The organism is Dehalobacter restrictus DSM 9455, assembly GCF_000512895.1.
GTDB classification, from domain to species: domain Bacteria; phylum Bacillota; class Desulfitobacteriia; order Desulfitobacteriales; family Syntrophobotulaceae; genus Dehalobacter; species Dehalobacter restrictus.
The window spans coordinates 115,896-135,237 of the sequence record NZ_CP007033.1 but is presented as its reverse complement, the minus strand read 5'-3'; the positions used below and the strand labels follow the sequence as shown (position 1 = coordinate 135,237).

Annotated in this window: 17 protein-coding genes and 1 pseudogene; 4 read left to right on the top strand and 14 right to left on the bottom strand. The window is 45.5% G+C overall.

Annotation, left to right across the window (positions count from 1 at the left end; all coding sequences use genetic code 11):
- The first annotated feature begins 29 nt into the window (after window positions 1-29).
- Genes acsV through DEHRE_RS00665 form a run of 3 tightly spaced genes read left to right on the top strand, consistent with a single transcriptional unit; the run spans window position 30 to window position 2,818 of the window.
- Entirely contained in the window at window positions 30-1,964 is a 1,935-nt protein-coding gene (gene acsV, locus DEHRE_RS00675; RefSeq protein ID WP_019224860.1) for a corrinoid activation/regeneration protein AcsV, read from the top strand.
- Window positions 1,965-2,008: 44 nt separating this feature from the next.
- Window positions 2,009-2,200 (top strand): CooT family nickel-binding protein, encoded by a 192-nt coding sequence (locus DEHRE_RS00670; RefSeq protein ID WP_019224861.1) that lies wholly within the window; start codon window positions 2,009-2,011, stop codon window positions 2,198-2,200.
- A gap of 12 nt (window positions 2,201-2,212) precedes the next feature.
- Window positions 2,213-2,818 (top strand): DUF3786 domain-containing protein, encoded by a 606-nt coding sequence (locus DEHRE_RS00665; protein ID WP_019224862.1) that lies wholly within the window; start codon window positions 2,213-2,215, stop codon window positions 2,816-2,818.
- Window positions 2,819-3,006: 188 nt separating this feature from the next.
- Here DEHRE_RS00665 and DEHRE_RS00660 read toward each other — a convergent pair whose 3' ends face one another.
- The 3 genes from DEHRE_RS00660 to metG all read right to left on the bottom strand — a co-directional run bounded on the left by DEHRE_RS00660 (window position 3,007) and on the right by metG (window position 6,846).
- Entirely contained in the window at window positions 3,007-3,645 is a 639-nt protein-coding gene (locus DEHRE_RS00660; RefSeq protein ID WP_019224863.1) for a cobalamin B12-binding domain-containing protein, read from the bottom strand.
- A 409-nt stretch (window positions 3,646-4,054) separates the two neighbouring features.
- The gene (locus tag DEHRE_RS00655; protein WP_019224864.1) at window positions 4,055-4,852 is read right to left on the bottom strand and encodes a TatD family hydrolase; all 798 of its coding nucleotides are present in this window, start codon (window positions 4,850-4,852) and stop codon (window positions 4,055-4,057) included.
- Window positions 4,849-6,846: a methionine--tRNA ligase gene (metG, locus tag DEHRE_RS00650; RefSeq protein WP_019224865.1), complete on the bottom strand. Its 1,998-nt coding sequence runs from the start codon at window positions 6,844-6,846 to the stop codon at window positions 4,849-4,851. The genes DEHRE_RS00655 and metG overlap by 4 nt, the downstream gene beginning before the upstream one ends.
- A gap of 294 nt (window positions 6,847-7,140) precedes the next feature.
- On the opposite strand from metG, the gene DEHRE_RS00645 reads away from it, so the two are divergent.
- On the top strand, window positions 7,141-7,407 hold the full coding sequence (locus DEHRE_RS00645) for an AbrB/MazE/SpoVT family DNA-binding domain-containing protein (protein ID WP_015042289.1): 267 nt from the start codon (window positions 7,141-7,143) through the stop codon (window positions 7,405-7,407).
- A gap of 59 nt (window positions 7,408-7,466) precedes the next feature.
- Here the strand turns inward: DEHRE_RS00645 and rsmI are convergent.
- From rsmI to dnaX, 11 genes and pseudogenes are all read right to left on the bottom strand, one after another.
- Window positions 7,467-8,299, bottom strand: a pseudogene (gene rsmI / locus DEHRE_RS00640) (16S rRNA (cytidine(1402)-2'-O)-methyltransferase).
- A gap of 15 nt (window positions 8,300-8,314) precedes the next feature.
- A complete protein-coding gene (locus tag DEHRE_RS00635; protein ID WP_015042287.1) occupies window positions 8,315-8,623 on the bottom strand; it encodes an initiation-control protein YabA in 309 nt (102 codons plus the stop codon).
- Window positions 8,624-8,625: 2 nt separating this feature from the next.
- On the bottom strand, window positions 8,626-9,378 hold the full coding sequence (locus tag DEHRE_RS00630; protein ID WP_019224867.1) for a PSP1 domain-containing protein: 753 nt from the start codon (window positions 9,376-9,378) through the stop codon (window positions 8,626-8,628).
- A complete protein-coding gene (locus DEHRE_RS00625; protein ID WP_019224868.1) occupies window positions 9,371-10,216 on the bottom strand; it encodes a DNA polymerase III subunit delta' in 846 nt (281 codons plus the stop codon). Before DEHRE_RS00625 ends, DEHRE_RS00630 begins: the two co-directional genes overlap by 8 nt.
- A gap of 13 nt (window positions 10,217-10,229) precedes the next feature.
- Window positions 10,230-11,675 (bottom strand): aminotransferase class I/II-fold pyridoxal phosphate-dependent enzyme, encoded by a 1,446-nt coding sequence (locus DEHRE_RS00620; RefSeq protein ID WP_019224869.1) that lies wholly within the window; start codon window positions 11,673-11,675, stop codon window positions 10,230-10,232.
- Between the two features lie 66 nt (window positions 11,676-11,741).
- A complete protein-coding gene (locus DEHRE_RS15590; RefSeq protein WP_083221924.1) occupies window positions 11,742-11,963 on the bottom strand; it encodes a sigma factor G inhibitor Gin in 222 nt (73 codons plus the stop codon).
- A 176-nt stretch (window positions 11,964-12,139) separates the two neighbouring features.
- Window positions 12,140-15,676 (bottom strand): pyruvate:ferredoxin (flavodoxin) oxidoreductase, encoded by a 3,537-nt coding sequence (gene nifJ / locus DEHRE_RS00615; RefSeq protein WP_019224870.1) that lies wholly within the window; start codon window positions 15,674-15,676, stop codon window positions 12,140-12,142.
- Window positions 15,677-15,970: 294 nt separating this feature from the next.
- Window positions 15,971-16,225: a pro-sigmaK processing inhibitor BofA family protein gene (locus DEHRE_RS00610; protein ID WP_019224871.1), complete on the bottom strand. Its 255-nt coding sequence runs from the start codon at window positions 16,223-16,225 to the stop codon at window positions 15,971-15,973.
- Window positions 16,226-16,370: 145 nt separating this feature from the next.
- Window positions 16,371-16,967, bottom strand: coding sequence for a recombination mediator RecR (gene recR, locus DEHRE_RS00605; RefSeq protein ID WP_015042279.1), 597 nt, complete (start codon window positions 16,965-16,967; stop codon window positions 16,371-16,373).
- A gap of 81 nt (window positions 16,968-17,048) precedes the next feature.
- The gene (locus DEHRE_RS00600; RefSeq protein ID WP_015042278.1) at window positions 17,049-17,387 is read right to left on the bottom strand and encodes a YbaB/EbfC family nucleoid-associated protein; all 339 of its coding nucleotides are present in this window, start codon (window positions 17,385-17,387) and stop codon (window positions 17,049-17,051) included.
- Window positions 17,388-17,495: 108 nt separating this feature from the next.
- Complete coding sequence (gene dnaX, locus DEHRE_RS00595) at window positions 17,496-19,172, bottom strand: DNA polymerase III subunit gamma/tau (RefSeq protein ID WP_019224872.1); 1,677 nt, start codon at window positions 19,170-19,172, stop codon at window positions 17,496-17,498.
- Window positions 19,173-19,342: the final 170 nt, after the last annotated feature.

The window sequence follows — 19,342 nt, the reverse complement described above, 5'->3', positions numbered from 1 at the left end:
CTGTCCTATCAGAAGGGGTGTGGTGCAACATGTTTAAAGTAAAATTTATCCCTGAAAACACCGTTGTGATTGCTAAATTAGGTGAGACACTGTTCGATGCGGCCCGCAAAGCTGGTATCTTCCTTGATGCGCCTTGCAATGGACTCGGATCATGCGGCAAATGCAAGCTAAAGGTTCTTAAAGGCAGTGTAAATTTTCGTAAAAGCCATCACATTACTGAATCTGAACTAGCACAGGGTTTTGTCTTAGCATGTAATTCCAAAATTAATGGCGATATTACTGTTGAAGTGCCGGCTATCCAGACATCCGCACTAAGCGGAATGAAAGTTGAGGACTTGGCTGGAACGAAAGATCAACAGATTATCGACACGGTCATTAACCTGGCTGCCGAGAACCATATTCTATTTAACTCCCCGATGCAAAAGGCCTATATGGAGTTAGACCTACCAAGCCTTGATGACTGCATCTCTGACTGGGACAGAATTAAAAGACATCTGCTTAAAAATATTTCTTACAGTGAAGCCCTTTGTCGACTACCAATCCTAAAAAAGATCCCTCATGTTCTAAGAGAAAATGATTTTCACGCGACTGTTACGTATTTTGCAGAAAACAGCGAAAGAATCAGAGTTATCAATATTGAACCTGATGATACTTCCGACAGGCTATATGGAGCAGCTATAGATGTAGGAACTACATCTGTAGCTGCCTTCCTGGTCGATCTTTATAACGGAAAGATTATAGCCAAAGCCTCTGCCGGAAACGCTCAGATTAAATATGGTGCTGATGTAATCAATCGAATTATTCATGCAACCAAGAAAAATGGCTTGCAGGAATTAACTCATGCCATTATCAAAGAAACGATTAATCCCTTGCTTAAGAAAATGAGACAGGAAACCCATATTTCCAAAGACGACATCAGTGTGATGGTTGCCTCCGGGAATACAACCATGATGCACCTTATGCTAGGCGTTTATCCGGACTATTTGCGGAAAGAACCCTATATTCCCGCTTTCCTAAGTTCTGAATACCTTAAAGCTGCCGACCTTGGGTTAGAAGCCTACTCAGAGAGCCTTTTATATATTTTGCCTTCAGTTTCAAGCTATGTCGGCGGAGACATTACTGCTGGCATCCTGGCTTCCGGCCTGTGGTCAGAAGATCAGAATATTCTTTTTATGGACCTGGGTACCAATGGCGAGATTGTCTTTGGCAATAAAGACTTTTTACTCACCTGTGCCTGTTCCGCCGGGCCTGCGTTTGAAGGCGGAGAAATAAGTTCCGGGATGCGTGCGGCACCAGGCGCAATTGAAAATGTCAGGATTGACAGAAAAACTTTTGAGCCTACAATAGATACGATTGACAACCAACTTCCACTTGGCTTATGCGGCTCGGGAATCATTGATGCTATTGCCGAAATGTTCCGAGCAGGCATTATTGACAGCCGGGGACGTCTGAACCGAAATCTAAAAACTCGCCGTATCCGTTTTGACGAATATGGAATCGGTGAATACGTGTTCGCTTTCAGAGGAGAATATTATATCCCCAAAGATATTACGATTACGGAAATTGATCTGGAAAATTTTATCCGGGCCAAAGGCGCTGTCTACGCTGCTGTAGCAGTATTATTAAACAGCATGGGTATGGATTATTCCGGAATAGACAAAATATATATTGCCGGCGGAATCGGCACAAATATTAGTATGAACAACTCGATAACCATTGGGCTTTTCCCGGACCTTCCAGTCGAAAAGTTTAAATATCTCGGCAATAGTTCCTTAATGGGCAGTTATCTGACCCTGCGAAGCACTGACGCCAGAAAAAAAGCCGAGGATATTGCCTCTCATATGACTTACCTGGAACTCAGTACCGACAGCTCCTACATGGGAGAATTCATATCCGCCTGTTTCCTTCCCCACACCGAAATAGAAAGATTTCCAACGGTCAAGGATCCGCGCAAAATCATCTGAATGAAATAAAACCATAGAATAACTGTTAAGAAAGGTGATATAGTATGTGTGAATCGAATGCTTATGTTCTGACTCCTGACGGAGAAAAAATGGTTATGGAAAATGTTGCGAACATGAAGGTTGACTCTGGTAAAATCTTTTTAACAGGTTTATTGGGAGACGAAAAAACGATTAACGGTATAATTCAGGAAATTAAGCTTTTGGAACATAAAATCCTGATTACCGAAAAAGCGTAAAGGAATAAAACCGTGTCCGATACACCGATGCATTATGAATTTATCCGCACAAAGCTCATAGACTGTGACCCTGTGGAAATATCCCGGAAATCCGGAACAGCGTATGACAGCCAAAAGCAAGAGTTTTGTGTTTTTCTAATGGGCAGAACTTATTTTGTCTCCTACCCCTCAGGGAAAATCTACGATTCAAACCGCTCCGAAATTACAAACTTTCCGGTTATGACGTTAATCCTGCGTTACCTGGTCCACGCCAAGGGTACACCTCCTACACAAAGGAACATCACCTATCAGGAAGTCTCCGGCGGACAGGTGTACTACCGGAATTTTTACGGCCGTTGTATCATGCGGCTGGCCAGAATGTTTGGTAAGGATTTTTCTGCGCTCGAACGCGCGATGCAAAAGCTGAATGCAGTGAAAACAACGCACGGAGACCTCAGCTACCGTTTTCAGTTTATAAACAACATTTATGTCACCTTTATTCTCTGGAACGGCGACGAGGAATTTGCCACGGGAGCCAATATTCTTTTTGATGCCAATACACTGGATTACTTCAACGCTGAAGATCATGCTGTTGTCTGCGATATTGCGCTAAGCTTTTTGAAGGAGCTCGCGAAGTAAATAGATTATTATAACATGAATCCAAGCAAGCTTAACAAGGACGCTTCATTATATTGAGGCGTTTTTGCAGCTCCAAACAGCACAATAAGGGAAACAGTCCCAGTGGACTATTTCCCTTATCTCCTCGCTAACATCCAAAACGCCTTAGTTCTGCTGAACATGGTCGCTTCGGCTTTTACATCAGATATTTACTTTACCCAGCTCTGGCAAATCTTAACGCCTTCGGCTGCATTCGTGGTAAATGCATCTGCACCGATCTGTCTGCAGGCTTCTTCTGTTACAGGGTTTCCGCCAATAATGATTTTGAGGCTGTCACGCACGCCAGCAGCTTTCAATTCATCTACCGTCTTTTTCATCGCTTCCAGGGCCAACGTCAGTACACCGCTCATCCCTACGATATCCGGCTGTACTTCTTTGACTTTTTCAATGAATGCGCTTGGGCCTTGGTCGATCCCCAAATCAAAGACTTCAAATCCGGCTGCTTCAGACATGCTTCTGAAAATGTTCTTGCCGATATCGTGCAAATCACCTTCGACAGTGTCCAGTACGATCTTGCCTACTTTGGCGGATTTGTCACTGCCGATTACCGGTTTCAAGATATCGATGGACTGGGTTAAGAGCTCACCGGCAAAGATCAAATCGCCTACAAAGTACTCGCCGCTTTCAAACAGTTCCCCTACTTTTGCCATTCCCTGCTGGCAGGCACCAACGACGGACTGAGCCTCTTCTTCGGTAGGCTTCGATGCAACAAAGTCATTCAGCATCCCCATCAGTTTATCTTCGTCCAGGTCACCTACGGCATCTGTTAACACTTTCAGATCAATCATTTTATTTCCTCCTTAAAATTAATAATGCAAAGCAATTGTTAAAAGTTCGCATCTGCTTAATGCTAATATCTTGTTTCTACAACTGAAATAATATCCTCAGGTAACTGAGAAATATTGCACTCCTCCTGTCTGGTATGTGTTTTCTTAATCGAAGGCTCCAGTTCCAAAACACATTTTGCCGCTAGAAGTGTATAACTGTATCTACAAGATAGTGAAAAAAATTATTAGCCCTTTCGAAACTTGAACGAGTCTAATCTGATTTGGCATTTACATTTTTCCTATACACTGTACATTTTACCATTAGACCGGGAGTATTCACAATAGAAAAAATGACCATTTTGACAAGAAACCGCCAAAATTTTCAGAATAATAATACGTCTCTCCGTCTCTCCGTTTGGTTTGCAGCAGATCACTGAAGATTACTTCCTATCTCACACTGAAACTGATCAATTCTGAACAATCTGCGAGCATTTTCACTGCTCAGACGGGCTGCTTCCCTGACCTCCATTCCCCTGATTGCCGCAATTTTCGCCAATACTTCACATATATAAGCAGGCTCATTTCGTTTACCGCGGTAGGGCTCCGGGGTAAGATACGGACAGTCCGTCTCAATTAAGAACCTGTCTTCCGGCACTTTCTCCGCAACTTCAGGGGCATGGCGGGCATTTTTGAAAGTAAGCGGCCCCGAAAAAGACAAATAAAAACCCATGGCCAAAAGTTCTTTTGCCATTTCCCAGGAACCCGAATAAGAATGAAAAACGCCGCCTGCCTCAGGAGGATGATTTTTTATAATTTGGAGAATATCCCCGTGTGCATCCCGGTTATGGATGATCACCGGCAAACCAACTTCATTGGCCAGTTTTAATTGATGAATAAACCACTTGCGCTGGTCATCCCGGGGAGAAATGTCCCTGAAATAATCCAGGCCAATTTCTCCCCAGGCAACAACTTTCGGGTTCTGCGCCAATCTGAGCAGCGTCTCCCAGGTTTTATCCGTACAAGCTTCAACATCGTGCGGATGAATGCCTACTGCTGCATAAATAAACGGGTATTCTTCAGCCAGCCTCACCGAATTCTGACTTGTCGCTTCGGTAGATCCGACGTTTACAATCGTCGTTACGCCAGCTGCGGTAGCTCGGGCTATGGTCTCACCCCTGTCCGGGCTAAACTGGCTGTCTTCCAGATGCGCATGCGTATCCCAAATCATTTGACCTGAGCCCCTGTCGGAAGATCTTTCTGAACTGTAAGTACTTCCAGCTCTCCGTCCTGCGAAGCTGCCAGAATCATCCCCTGGGACATGATTCCGCGGAGCTTGGCAGGCTTAAGATTCGCAACCAGAATGACCTTTTTGCCGACAAGCGCTTCTGGGCTGTAATGCTGAGCAATACCGGATACAATTGTTCTACGCTCCCCACCCATTTCAACTTCCAGTTTTAACAGTTTGTCAGCTTTTTCTACTTTTTCTGCCTGCAGCACTTTAACAACCCTAAAATCCATTTTGGCAAACTCTTCAATGCTGATTTCTTCCTTGAGCGGAACCATCTCCGCCATTTGCTGCAAATTTCCCAGTTGCGAAGGACTGACTTCTAGATTTACTTCTTGTTGATGGCCTGTATTACCCTGCACCTGTGTGACACACCTTTCCATTTCAGAATTGACCTGCTCAAGGTATGCGGAGACATCGATTCTCGGGAAAATGGCTTCTCCCTTTCGGATGGCCGTGCCCGGCTGAATAACATTCCAGCTGTCTGCCTGTTCCCAGTCCTTGAAGAAATCTGTATCTCCCAGGAGGGGTTTGATTTTTCTCGGTACTCCCGGCATAAAGGGGGCACATAAAATGCCAAGGATCCTGATGCACTCCATAAATGTATAAAGCACCGTATCCAGCCTGTCCTGATTATCCTCACTTTTTGCCAGATTCCAGGGAGCTGTCTCATCGACATATTTATTGCACCTGCTGACAAACTGCCAGATAACCTCAAGCGCCGCCGCCGTATCACAGGCCAGCATTTTTTCTTCCGTCCCTTGTTTTACCTTGCTGCTTAAATCTCTGATCTCCCTCTCCAAATCGGTATCTTCTCCGGGTTCCGGGACAATTCCATTCCGGTATTTTACGACCATGGCCAAGGTGCGAGACACAAAATTTCCGAGATCATTCGCCAGATCACTGTTTAATTTTTCGACCAGATCATCCTCAGAGAAAGTACCGTCCATCCCATACTGTAGTTCTCTTAACAGGAAATACCGAATGGGATCAGCGCCATATCTCTGAATCAACTGAAACGAATCCTGAACGTTTCCTCTTGACTTGGATATTTTTCCACCTTCTTTGCTTAAGAACCATCCGTGGCCAAAAACCTTCTCGGGCAAAGGAAGATCAAGCGCCATCAAAATAATTGGCCAGATAATGGTATGGAAACGGACAATATCTTTGCCAACAAGATGAACACTGGCCGGCCAGTAAGTTTTGTATTTTTCGCCGTCGGGATAGCCCAGCGCAGAGATATAGTTAATCAGAGCATCGAGCCAGACATAGACCACATGTTTCGGATCAAAAGGAACCTTGATGCCCCACTGGAAGGTCGTACGCGATACGCAGAGATCTTCAAGCCCGCCTTCAATAAACCGGATCATTTCATTTCTTCTCGAAGTAGGCTGAATAAAATCGGGATGGTCCTGAATATATTGCAGCAGTCTGCCACTGTATTTGGACATCCTGAAAAAATAACTTTCTTCTTTCAGAAGTTCCACATTTCTTCCACAATCTGGATTCGGACATTTTCCGTCAACAAGTTTGTTTTCTGTCCAGAAAGTTTCACATGGTGTACAGTACCAACCTTCGTACTCGGATTTGTAAATATCGCTCTTTTCATAGAGCATTGTAAATATTTGCTGTACGACTTTGGCATGCCGCTCTTCTGTTGTCCGGACAAAATCATCATTGGAAATGTCGAGCAGTCTCCAGAATTCCTTAAATTTATCGACGATCCCGTCAACATATGTAAGCGGATCCATCCCGGCATTTTCAGCAGTCCGTACAATTTTTTGCGCATTCTCATCCGTCCCGGTCAAAAAATAGACATCATCGCCCTTCATTCTTCGCAGACGAGCCATCGCATCGGCAGCAATAGTCGTGTACGCAGTCCCGATATGAGGACTGGAATTGGGATAATAAATAGGTGTGGTAATATAATATTTCACAGGAATAGACCTCCTTTTATTTACGGTAGACAATTCGTTATCATCAGTAGTTTCAAGGTTTGCTATGTTTGCATTCTCTTCAATAAATATAGGAAATTTCAGCAAATACTGTCAAGGCCCAACGAGACTATTTCGGTAAACTAAATATTATAATTTTGGATATCATGAATACACTATATATTTTTTCTGATAAAAAAGCGTTTTTAAAACTTTTCGCCTATTGACTTTTTCAGACATGATTGGTAACATTAGGATGATATATGTCGAAACTTGTTGAGAAAGGGGATGAAAATTATGAAATCTACAGGAATTGTGAGAAAAGTTGATGAATTGGGTCGGGTCGTATTACCAATCGAACTTCGCAGAACATTAGGAATTGATGAAAGAGACGCTTTGGAAATATATGTTGACGAAGAAAAAATCATACTTAAAAAGTATGAGCCAGCTTGCGTCTTCTGTGGCAATGCTTCCAATGTTCAAGTATTCCGCGGGAAGAATGTCTGTCGTGAATGTGCCGCGGCAATGGGGGAAGCTGCTGCTTCAGAAAATAAAGCCGGTTGAACATCTGGCTTTCCAGACAGGAGGTAAATAGTTACTTCCTGTTTTTTTTGTCCATTTTGTCACTTCTGATCCAGAAAAGCCTTATAAATCATACTTTTACTCATACCATATTTTTTAGCAACCATTTTCATTGCTTCCTTGCGATCTTTGCCGTCTTTTTCAAATTTTCGGAGGTCCTCCATCCAAAGGGAAGGGTCCCCGGGATCAATGTTTTTTCTGCAGGTGCCAGAATAATACAGCATTCACCTTTTACTGGTGCAAGCCGGAATTCCTGCAGAAGTTCATTTATGAGACCCCTGTGTACCGTTTGGTGCAGTTTAGTCAGCTCCCTGGCAACTGCGGTCTGACGGTTCCCAAGAATCTCCAGAATGTCTTCCAGCGTTGCTTTGATCCGGTGAGGTGCCTCATAGAGAATAATGGTGTAAGGAATCTCGGTCATTTCTCTAAGAATTTTCTTGCGCTCTGTTTTTGTCGAAGGCAAAAATCCCAGAAAAAGAAAATTCTCCGCCGGCATTCCCGACAGAACAAGTGCTGTTAAAGCAGCATTGGCGCCAGGCAAAACGTCAACACAGATTTTTTCTTCCTGACAGCGGGCAATAAGTATATGACCGGGATCAGATATCCCGGGCATTCCCGCATCAGAGACCAACGCACCGCTTTTTCCTTCTTTTAAGAAGCGAACAATCTCCTCGGCACGCGATTTTTCATTATGGTCATGGTAACTTAAAAGAGGGGTCTTAATATGATAATGATCAAGAAGTTTTCTCGAATGCCTCGTATCTTCCGCGGCTATAAAATCGACTGCTTTCAGTGTTTCGAGCACCCGAAGCGTAATATCTCCTAAATTGCCGATTGGGGTGGCACAGACATACAAAGTCCCTATTTGCGGCATGATATCCTCCGGTCGTCAGTCTTTACGAAGAAAAGCATTGCAGAAAAGGCAGCTTCCTTCAACGGGTTCCCCGAAATAAATATGGCAAACATGAAAACCTTCCTGATAGAGCTTTTCGAGATTTTCCTGTGCTTCCTTTTGGATTTTGGCTGCATTTTTCTGTACCCTGACCGTATCTGCCTCTGAGACGGCACAAAGCTGCCTTTTTAGTTTGACGTTTTCTTCTTCCAGATACTCAACATATTGCCTAAGGCTTTTTACTTCACTTAAAAGCGTTGAGATATTTTCTTCAACTTCCGTAATTGCCTGATATAGCTGGCCCAACTCTATTCCTCCGCTTCTTCGGCAACAAGTTTGCGCAATTCTTCTTGGCTCTCCTTATCATATACCTCAGAGAAAATCCGATTCTCTTTGGGTCCCTTATTTAATGTGTTGTGGCATTCATAGCAGCTATTCTCATATTTAAGACAGCACATCAGCCTTCCGCAGATGCCGGAAATTTTTGTCGGGTTAAGCGAAAGATTCTGATCTTTGGCCATCCGGATCGATACCGGTTCGAAATCTCCCAGGAAAGAGCTGCAGCACAGTTCCCTGCCACAGGAACCGAGTCCTCCGAGCATCTTCGCCTCATCCCGCACCCCGATCTGTCGAAGTTCTATGCGGGTACGGAATACGGAGGCCAGATCTTTCACCAGTTCCCTGAAATCCACCCGGCCTTCGGCTGTAAAAGAAAAAATAATCTTATTGCCATCAAAAGTATATTCTACATCAATCAGTTTCATCGGAAGCTGATGGGCATGAATCTTTTTGAGGCATATCTGAAAAGCCTCTTTTTCTTTCTTCTCATTGTTTTGATAGATTTCCTCATCTTCGGGTGTTGCTAAGCGCAGCACCTCTTTGAGCGGCGATACCACTTCCTCTTCGGAAATCTCTTTTAACGAAATGACCGCTTTACCGTATTCCATTCCCCGTACCGTCTCCACAATAACACCGTCGTTCGGCTTTATATCGAGGCTGCCGGGAAGAAAATAATAGATCTTGCCGGCTTTTTTGAAACGAATACCAACAACTTTAGCCAATATCGGTTCCTCCCAATTTCAAATGTTTTAGGGCCAGTACTTCCAGCGCCAGCCTGTGATTAACCTGTCTGCGGACGGCTTCTGTCATTTGTGTAATTTCTTTGAGAACTTGAGGTGACTGCTGCCCTTTAATCACCATTTCTTTCAGGACAACAGCCAGGACCTGCAGAAGAAGCTGGCCTTCTTCTCTTTCCATCGGAAAAAGCGCAAACATTTTGAGGAAATCTTTTTTATCAATGGCCTCCAGATAATTTCCTGACAGGCTCTTGATCCGGCTTAGACCAACTTCCTGGATTTTCCTTGCCAGATCTGGATCTCCGCCGCTAAGCCGGAAAGCATCCGTCTCCTCCAGCCAATCGCTTTCTGCCGGCGAAGAGAAATAGACTTCCTGAGCGCGGCTCCTTAAGGTATTAATAATTCCCTCGGCATTTCCTGCACTTAAGACAATTAACGTATGATCTGGTGGCTCCTCGGCCAATTTAAGCAGCGCATTCGCAGCAGGGAGTGTAAGCTTGTCTGCCTGGTCAATCAAACATATCCGGAATTTCCCTTCATAGGTCTTACGATATAGTTTCCCCTGAATCTGAATAATCTGTTCGATGCCAATCGATGTCTTTTGCGGCTTGATCATATGAAAATCAGGGTGATTGCCGGATAACATCTTTTTGCAATCCGGACACTCCCTGCAGGGTTTATTTTCTTTTCTACAGTTTAACATGAGAGCAAGATCTCGAACAGCCCTTTCTCTTTCGATCATCCCGCTGCCGTGAAATAAGAGAAAATGGGCCAGTTTTCCTTCAAGTGCTGCTTTTGTTAATAATGTATAATTGATCCCCATGATCGTATCCACCTTAAATATTCACTGCGAGAATTTCTCCGCGTTCCGAACCATCCCATCCCTGCCAATTATACTCTCTGGCCCTGTTCAGATATTCCAGTACATAAGAGGTGATTTCTTCTCCTCCTGCAATAAGCGGGATGCCGGGGGGATAAATCGAAATAGTTTCTCCGGAAATTAAACCAAGGGCATCCTTTAGTTTCACCGGTCTCTTGGCTGCCAGCCATGCTTCCCTCGGTGTCAAATGCATCGGAGGGATAAGCAGAGTGGAGCCTGATCCGGCAGAATTCTGAGATTGATCCGTTCTTCGCTCCTTTTGCTGTCCTGCCAGCCCACGGTACTTGCCCACCAGGTATTCCAGCGCCTTCGTCAAATGACGTACGTCCTCAGGCCTGCTGCCTGCGCCGAGCATAAAAAGAATATTTTCTTTGTCCCATAATTCAGGCTCAATCTGGAATACCTTTCTTAAAAAATCTACAGCTTCAAACGCAGTCAAGCCCAAACCCGAAACATTGATCAGAATTTTGGACCAATCAACATCATAAATGCCATATTTCCCGGAGTCCTTACCTGTAAGTATCCGAAGAGGTCCCTCCAGTTTTTGGTGCAGCAGACATACTTCCACGTAAAGATCCTGCCAGATCTGTGTCTGTGTTAATCCTTCAAGCGCCGTTTCCAGAGAAGCCATCAGAAGATAGCTCGGACTGGAAGTCTGCAGAAATTCCAATGATTTTTTCAGGGCCGTACGGTCAACTCTGCTGCCCTGTACATGGAGCATTCCGGCCTGAGTAAGCGCCGCGAGGGTCTTATGGGAACTATGGAGCACCAGGTCTGCTCCTTCGACTACAGCACCGGCAGGGAACAGCCCTCCCTGCAAATGGGAGCCATGGGCCTGATCCACCAGGATCGGAATAAACGGAGCATTCCCGTCCCTTTGCTTGATGATTGTTTTGAGATCTGTGACTGTTCCGTAATAACTTGGACTCGTCAGATGCAGGGCCCCAATTCCTGCCAGATCGTCGGAATATTCTACCGCATCCATTCCTAGCGCCAAATGAAAATCCGGATGAATAATCGGAGCAATATATTCGGGAACAACTCCCGACAGGATCAAGGCACCAAAAACTGACCGGTGCGCCCTGCGGTCAATTCGGACTTTTCTGTCTGTCAGCCGCATACCGGCCATCAGCGCGGCAAACATAGACTGGTTACCCGCAGTACCTCCGTTAATCAAAAAAAAGGTCTCTTCCGATCCATAAGCTTCCGCAGCTTTTTTCTGTGCTTTAGCGATAATCCCATGTGGATGGTGGAGCATATCCAACCCTGGAAGTTCCGTCAAATCATAATCCGGAAACATTATTCCGGACAGTAGTTCCTTACTGCCTTTATGACCAGGCGTATGAAACGAAACCATACCCTGCCCACAGTAGTCATCAAGTCCTTTTCTCAGTGAATCCACCGGGTTCCTCCCCACAATAGGTATCATTTTATTTTAGCATATTTTCACTTGTATTTCACCTTTGTTTTAGCGATTTGACTGTCCACTTATGTAATCAGCAGACTGTCCGTATAGGACTTTCCGTATAAGCAGTAAATTCTCCTGATACGTTGGGGTCCGGACATCGGCTGTCATAATTTGTTCTTCACAAGCTGAGCAAATAAACTTTCCGGCAAGGCGAAACCCGTCATACAGACCATTTAAGGGAGTATTCCGGCACAGTGAACAACGTGGATAAATATTATGCATTGAGACTCATTCCTTTCGGTTAACCAGAATGCTTACTGTTCATAGTATATTCTTCCCTTAAAAAAGAGTTATTAGTACCCTTTTGCCGGATATGGAAACTAAAAAAAAGAGGCTGCTGCGGCAAATGTTCATCATCTGCCTGCAGCAGCTTCCGTTAGTTCTCCAATTTTGCAGTGTTAGTTCCAATCCTGATCATTCAGGCGCTTGTATGATTTGTAGCGTTCTCCGGCAAATTTTTCGGCTCCTTTAAAAAGGTCTTCCGCCGTATCCGGGAAAGTACGAAGCAAGGAGCTGTATCTTACTTCAGACATGATAAAATCTCTGAAGGACGCTGATGGCTCTTTCGAATCGAGGGTAAACGGTTTTTCTCCTTTTTCGAGAAGATCCGGATTGTAACGGTACAGATGCCAATACCCGGCTTCAACAGCTTTCTTGGCCTGTGTGACACTGGTCGCCATACCGGAATGAATGCCATGGTTGATACAGGGTGCATACGCAATAACCAGAGAAGGTCCTTTGTACGCCTCTGCTTCCTGAATGGCCTTTAAGGTCTGAGTCATGCTGGATCCCAGAGCAACCTGGGCAACGTAAACATAGCCGTAGCTCATGGCCATCATGCCGAGATCCTTTTTGCGGATTTTCTTGCCGGCTGCAGCAAATTTAGCAATGGCAGCACGTGGTGTTGCCTTGGAAGCCTGACCGCCTGTATTCGAATAGACTTCTGTGTCGAGAACCAGAATATTGACATCATCGCCCGAAGCCAGGACATGGTCCAGTCCGCCGTAGCCGATATCATAAGCCCAGCCGTCTCCACCGATGATCCACTGTGATTTTTTGACCAAGTGATCTTTCTTCTCCCAAATCTTTTGTAGAAGTTCATTGGACTTCACATCGACGGAAGCAAAAGCGTCAAGCACTTTTTTGGCAGCGGCCTTGGAGGTATCTCCATCATTCATATTCTCTGTCCATTCCTGGAAAGCTGCTTTCATTTCCGCAGGAATATCCAGACTGAGGGCCTGCTTCATTTCGTCAGCCAGTCTGCTGCGTATCTGCTGAACGCCAAGATACATACCATACCCGTATTCAGCATTGTCTTCAAACAAGGAGTTGGCCCAGGTAGGTCCTTTACCTTCTTTGTTGGTGGTATATGGAATGGAAGGAGCACTGCCGCCCCAGATTGACGTACAGCCTGTGGCATTTGCAACCATCATCCGATCCCCAAACAGCTGGGTTAAGAGTTTTACATAGGCAGTCTCTCCGCAGCCGGGGCAAGCGCCGCTGAATTCAAGCAGCGGTTTAACAAACTGGCTGTTCTTCACGGAATATTTATTGGCAATTTTGTCTTCTTTACCGCTTAAAGTCACCGCATACTCCCAGAGAGGAGCCTGGACAGCGGTCATCTCTTCGACTTCCCTCATAACTAGCGCTTTTTCTTTCGCAGGACAAATATCCGCGCAGTTGCCACAGCCTGTGCAATCGAGCGGGCTGACCTGCATGCGGTATTGAAGTCCGGCCAGATCTTTGCCGGCAGCCTTGACAGCAGCAAAAGTTTCCGGAGCCTGAGCCGCTTCCTGCTCATCCATCAGGAAAGGTCTGATTGCGCTATGTGGGCATACATAAGAACATTGGTTGCATTGGGTGCAGTTATCTTTGATCCATTCAGGAATCGCAGTACCAATCCCGCGTTTCTCGTAAGCCGAGGTCCCCAGAGGGAATGTTCCGTCCTCACGGCCTAAAAATGCACTTACCGGAAGTTTGTCACCTTCCTGGGCAGCCATAACACGCGCAACATCTTTGATAAAGGCAGGGTCTTTCTCATTTCCGAGGAAAATGCCCTTATTGGCATCGGCCTCAGCCCAGGATGCGGGAACTTCAACTTGCACAAGTGCATTACATCCGGCATCGATCGCCTTATTGTTCATGTCAACGACTTCCTGTCCCTTTTTGCCATAGGCCTTAACAACCGAATCCTTCAGGTACTGAAGCGCATCCTCCAGCGGAATGACTTTGGCCAGCTTGAAGAAGGCCGACTGCATAATCATATTGATCCTGCTGCCGAGTCCAATTTTCCTGGCAATCTTGCCGGCGTCAATAATATAGAACTTGGCATTCTTAGCCGCAATGGCTTTTTTGAGTGCATCAGGAAGCTTTTCGTCCAGTTCCTCCACTGGCCACTGACAGTTTAATACGAACGTACCTCCAGGTTTCAGTCCTTTCAGCAGATGATATTTATCCACATAGGACTGGTTATGACAGGCAATGTAGTTCGCGGTATTGACAAGATAAGGCGCTTTGATCGGGGTTTTGCCAAATCTCAGATGCGATACGGTCGTACCTCCTGATTTCTTGCTGTCATAGGCGAAATAAGCCTGAGCATAGAGTTCCGTGAAATCTCCGATAATCTTGATCGCCTGCTTATTGGCACCGACGGTTCCATCCGCACCAAGTCCCCAGAACTGGCAGCTGATGGTTCCTTCAGGGGTTGTATCAATAAATTGCTTCTCTTCCAAAGAAGTAAACGTAACATCATCAATAATGCCGATGGTGAAACCGTGCTTGGGACTTTCCGCTTTCAGGTTCTCATATACCGCGAGGATCTGAGAAGGTGTGGTATCCTTGGAACCCAGACCATAGCGTCCGCCGACAATTACCGGTTTTTCGGCCTGTTTGGAGAAAACATCTACAACATCAAGGTATAAAGGCTCGCCAAGGGAACCCGGCTCTTTGGTACGTTCCAATACAGCTATTTTCTTGACTGTCTTGGGCAAAGCTGCGATAAAGTGTTCCGCAGAGAAAGGCCGGAACAAACGAACCCTTAATACACCTACTTTTTCACCCCGGGCTGCGAGATAATCAATCGTTTCACTGATTGTATCCCCGACAGAACCCATAACAATAATAACCCGCTCAGCATCTGGCGCTCCATAATACTGAAAGAGCTTATATTCACGTCCCGTAAGACCCTTATATTTTTGCATATATTCTTCGACAATCCCAGGCACCGCCTGATAAAAACTATTACTGGCTTCACGGGCCTGAAAGTAGATATCGGGATTCTGGGCGGTCCCTCTGAGACAGGGATGTTCAGGATTCAAGGCATTGTCTCTGAACTGTTTCAATGCTTCCCAATCAAGCAGCGTTCCAACTTCTTCATACTCCGGCACGTTGATTTTGGAAATCTCATGAGAAGTCCTGAAGCCGTCAAAGAAATGAAGGAACGGCACTCTGGCTTTTATTGCAGAGAGGTGAGCGATGTAAGCAAGATCCATGGCTTCCTGCACACTTCCGGAACTTAACATTGCAAAGCCGGTCATCCGGACAGACATGACATCCTGATGATCGCCAAAGATGGACAAGGCATGTGCTGCAAGTGCTCTGGCACTGACATGAAAGACACCGGGCAGCTGCTCACCGGAGACTTTATACATATTCGGAATCATCAGAAGCAGACCTTGAGAAGCCGTATACGTCGTAGTAAGCGCTCCAGCCTGCAGCGAACCATGAAAAGCACCGGCGGCTCCGGCTTCCGATTGCATCTCAACTACCTTCATCGGTTGGCCAAAAATATTCTTACGGCCATACGCAGCCCATTCATCAACAAGCTCTGCCATGTCGGATGAAGGGGTAATCGGGAAAATAGTAGCTACTTCGGAAAACGCATATGAAGCATGCGCAGCAGCTTCGTTCCCTGACATTGTTTTCATTTTCGACATTTGTTTTCTCCTCCTCAATCTTCTTGTTTGTTTTTCTTTCGTAGAGATAACCCCTATCCGACCAACTAAATAAAAGAAACTAAAAAAATAACATTAACGGATTGAAAATGTTGCTTCGGCCAGTAGTATGCGATTAAGAGTAAACTACCTGGATTAGGCTACAAATACAGGGAACTATTTTTTTACGATAGTCCCCTGCTATTTTAGTATACTTTTTATTTCTTCTATTCGTCAAGCTTAATTTTGCTGCAAAAGGGCTTATTTAAAAAAGAATACTGTATTCAATCAGACAATTTATATTCCTATTAATTGCAGAACAGCAAGCACAATTACCCCAGGAAATCCAAGTATTGCGACAACACTCACGGTAAAAATATTAATCGGGATCTCAAATGAAAAAATGCTTAACAGCAAATCCACGACCCATAAACCAACAATTCCGCCAAGGATGTGAATGAAGAGGTTAATCAGTTTATTGGGTTTTCTTAATGAGGCCACGGTCACCAATATTAATAGGACAATAAACAACCCTAAAAAAACGAACGTCATGATGATGATTCCTCCCGCCGTATATCCTGTTATCAGGCTATGCCGACAGTGGACAAGTTAGAACCAAAATAGCAAAGGGAGTATCCCAAATTCAGATACTCCCACAATGATCAATATAATCTAAAAATACGGACCGACATCTGAATTACAGCTGACGTCTGCCTTCGAGCGCCCGGGCAATGGTGACTTCATCCGCGTATTCTAAATCTCCGCCTACCGGCAGGCCATGCGCGATCTTTGTCACTTTAATCTCGATGGGTTTTAGGAGCTTTGAAATATACAATGAGGTGGCTTCACCTTCAACCGTTGGATTCACTGCCAGTACAACTTCCTGAACCCCTTCCAGCCGGTGGAATAATGGAGATAGATTAAGCTGCTCCGGCCCGATCCCTTCCATTGGCGACAGTACACCGTGTAAGACATGATAAAGCCCTTTATATTCGCCGGTCTTCTCCAGCGCAATCACATCGCGGGGCTGTTCTACGACACAAAGAAGCGTTCTGTCCCTGCGCTCCCCTGAACAAATTTTACATGGATCAATATCGGTATAATTCCCGCAAACCGTGCATTGTTTGATATCCTGCAACGCTTTTGTCACTGCCTGCGTCAGTTCACCGGCTTGATCCGGATGCCTCAAAAGATAAAAGGCAAGGCGCCCTGCAGTCTTCGGCCCAACTCCAGGCAAGCGAGAAAATGCCGCAATCAAATCGGATACTGGCTGAGGATAATATAGATAATCCATAAAATGTATACTCTCCAGAATTTTTCTAGTCCCTTGTCAACCTTAAACTGATTAGATTTAGCGTTAAACGGTATCAATGTTTTAGAATAATCCGGGAATATTGAATCCTCCGGTTGCTTTGGCCATGCCGTTCTCGACCATCGCCTGGGCATTCCTAAGTCCCTGGTTGACTGCAGCTTTAATCATGTCCTCGAGTAGTTCAGCGTCATCCGGATCAATCGCTTCCGGCTTTATCTTGAGTTCCAGAACTTCCATTTTACCGCTGACAACGACTTCCACCATGCCGCCGCCTGAAGATGCCTGAATACTTTGACTTTCCAGTTCTTCCTTCGCTTTCATCATATTCTCTTGCATCTTCTGTGCCTGTTTCAGCATCTGGTTCATATTGCCCATTCCGCCGCCGCCTTGTTTAAATCCCATGAATAACACTCTCCTTATTCGACTATTCTTTTTTTGCTATTGCTTGATTCTTTTTTCTAACATTCGTTTGCCCGCTTATGGCTCGCTTAAAGCTGTCTATCATCTATATTACTTTTCTTTTCGCACCTGCACAAGCTGATCTCCAAATAATTCGCGGGCTTTTTGGACCAAATAGTCGTCTTCAGCTGGTCCCATCCGGTCCGTTACTCTTTTTTTTGACTCTGTAAAATCCGCAGCTTCAGCCGGCAGAGCCTGAACCTCACTTTCAATAAGGTTGTTCAGACTGAGTTTTCTACCAAATGTTTGCAGAAGTACTTCTTCCACAACATTTTTATTTTCTACCTGATTGAATTTGTCCCGGTGGAAAGAATAGCCGTCTTTAAAAACCAAATAGACCTGATCATCTTTTACGGCAAGCGGTTTTCCCTCCAGCAGGAAAGCATGAGTAGATCTTTTTCGTTTCCGGACTTCCTCGAGTATTTCCGGCCATTTATCCTGGACCGTCTGGAAGTTGACACTGCCTTGTTCAGCAGCAGGTAAGGTTTCAGCCATATTCTGGTCCTGTTCGGTGGTTTCAACTGCCTTCGTTGGAGCCTCATCCTTACTTTCAGCCGGATGTTTACTGGCCGTCTGCACAGCCTTTTGCGGCTGTTTAACGTGCGTTTCTTTAGGCCGGTTTTCGGTTGAATCAGTTGAACCCCCCGCTATATCTGCTCCAAAAATGGTCTGCACCAGAATCATTTCCGCTGCCAGACGGGCATTTGTCGCGTAGCGCAATTCCCCTTCACCCTTCAGAAGGACATTGATCCAGCAGAGAAGCCGGTTCAGACCGATTGCCTGACTCTGCGCAACAAGCCGCCGGGTCATCTCAGGTGCCATCAAAGGTTCCTGACCGCCGGCCAAATATAAAAGCGCCTGCCGCAGATAGTCCAACAGTTCGCGGATGATTTGCCGGGGATCCCGACCCAGAGAAATTCCTTCTCCGAGCTTAGCCAGGGTCAAAGCATAATCTTGATTCAGCAGGGAATCCGTCAGATCTGCACTGAAAGTTTCCCCAACCATGCCGATCACCTGATAAACATGCTCCATCCTAATAGGATCATCCTGCAGTAGACACTGGTCCAGGATGCTTAATGCATCGCGCAAACCACCTTCGGCCTTAGCCGCGATAACCCGCAGTGCTTTGGTCTCGATATCCCGCCCTAAAGCCTGACACACCTCCTGCAGTCTCATCGCAATGCCTTCCGCGGAAATGCGGTGGAACTCAAATCTCTGCACTCTGGATAAAATCGTCAGTGGCACTTTATGGGCCTCCGTCGTTGCCAAGACAAAGACAACATTGACCGGTGGCTCCTCCAATGTTTTGAGCAAAGCATTAAAAGCCTCAGGTGTGAGCATATGGACTTCATCGATAATATATACTTTATATTTGCCGCCAGACGACGCCAGCTTTACTTTCTCTCTTAAATCCCGGATTTCATCAATGCCTCTGTTGGAAGCGGCATCGATTTCCAGGACATCCATCGCATTTCCTTGCTCAATATCCAGACACGATGCACACCGGCTGCACGGTTCAGCGCCATCCCGGTCGGAGCAGTTCAGTGCTTTCGCCAAAATCTTCGCTGCCGAAGTCTTTCCTGTACCCCGGGGGCCGCTGAACATATAAGCATGCGCGACCTTATTCTGGTTCAGTGCATTAGTCAAGGTTATTTTGACATGTTCCTGGCCCACCATCTCACTGAACTTTTTGGGCCGCCACTCTCGATAAAGTGCAAGATATGCCATGTTATCACCCGTCACTTCCTAAATTCATAAAGAATACTTGGCCGACGCCAAGCCGTTGGCGGAAGCCTTAGTTGCACTTAGATATATCAAAAAGCAATATACTTTCGGATATACGACCAGAAACTTGAATTTTCTGATACACCAAAAAAGATGGTCTCCAAAAACCACCT

Coding starts and splice junctions, on each gene's coding strand:
- dnaX (WP_019224872.1), bottom strand. CDS start 19,172: ATGGCATATCTTGCACTTTATCGAGAGTGGCGGCCCAAAAAGTTCAGT.
- recR (WP_015042279.1), bottom strand. CDS start 16,967: ATGGATTATCTATATTATCCTCAGCCAGTATCCGATTTGATTGCGGCA.
- DEHRE_RS00660 (WP_019224863.1), bottom strand. CDS start 3,645: ATGATTGATCTGAAAGTGTTAACAGATGCCGTAGGTGACCTGGACGAA.
- DEHRE_RS15590 (WP_083221924.1), bottom strand. CDS start 11,963: ATGCATAATATTTATCCACGTTGTTCACTGTGCCGGAATACTCCCTTA.
- DEHRE_RS00655 (WP_019224864.1), bottom strand. CDS start 4,852: ATGATTTGGGATACGCATGCGCATCTGGAAGACAGCCAGTTTAGCCCG.
- nifJ (WP_019224870.1), bottom strand. CDS start 15,676: ATGTCGAAAATGAAAACAATGTCAGGGAACGAAGCTGCTGCGCATGCT.
- DEHRE_RS00600 (WP_015042278.1), bottom strand. CDS start 17,387: ATGGGATTTAAACAAGGCGGCGGCGGAATGGGCAATATGAACCAGATG.
- acsV (WP_019224860.1), top strand. CDS start 30: ATGTTTAAAGTAAAATTTATCCCTGAAAACACCGTTGTGATTGCTAAA.
- DEHRE_RS00610 (WP_019224871.1), bottom strand. CDS start 16,225: ATGACGTTCGTTTTTTTAGGGTTGTTTATTGTCCTATTAATATTGGTG.
- DEHRE_RS00670 (WP_019224861.1), top strand. CDS start 2,009: ATGTGTGAATCGAATGCTTATGTTCTGACTCCTGACGGAGAAAAAATG.
- DEHRE_RS00645 (WP_015042289.1), top strand. CDS start 7,141: ATGAAATCTACAGGAATTGTGAGAAAAGTTGATGAATTGGGTCGGGTC.
- DEHRE_RS00625 (WP_019224868.1), bottom strand. CDS start 10,216: ATGGGGATCAATTATACATTATTAACAAAAGCAGCACTTGAAGGAAAA.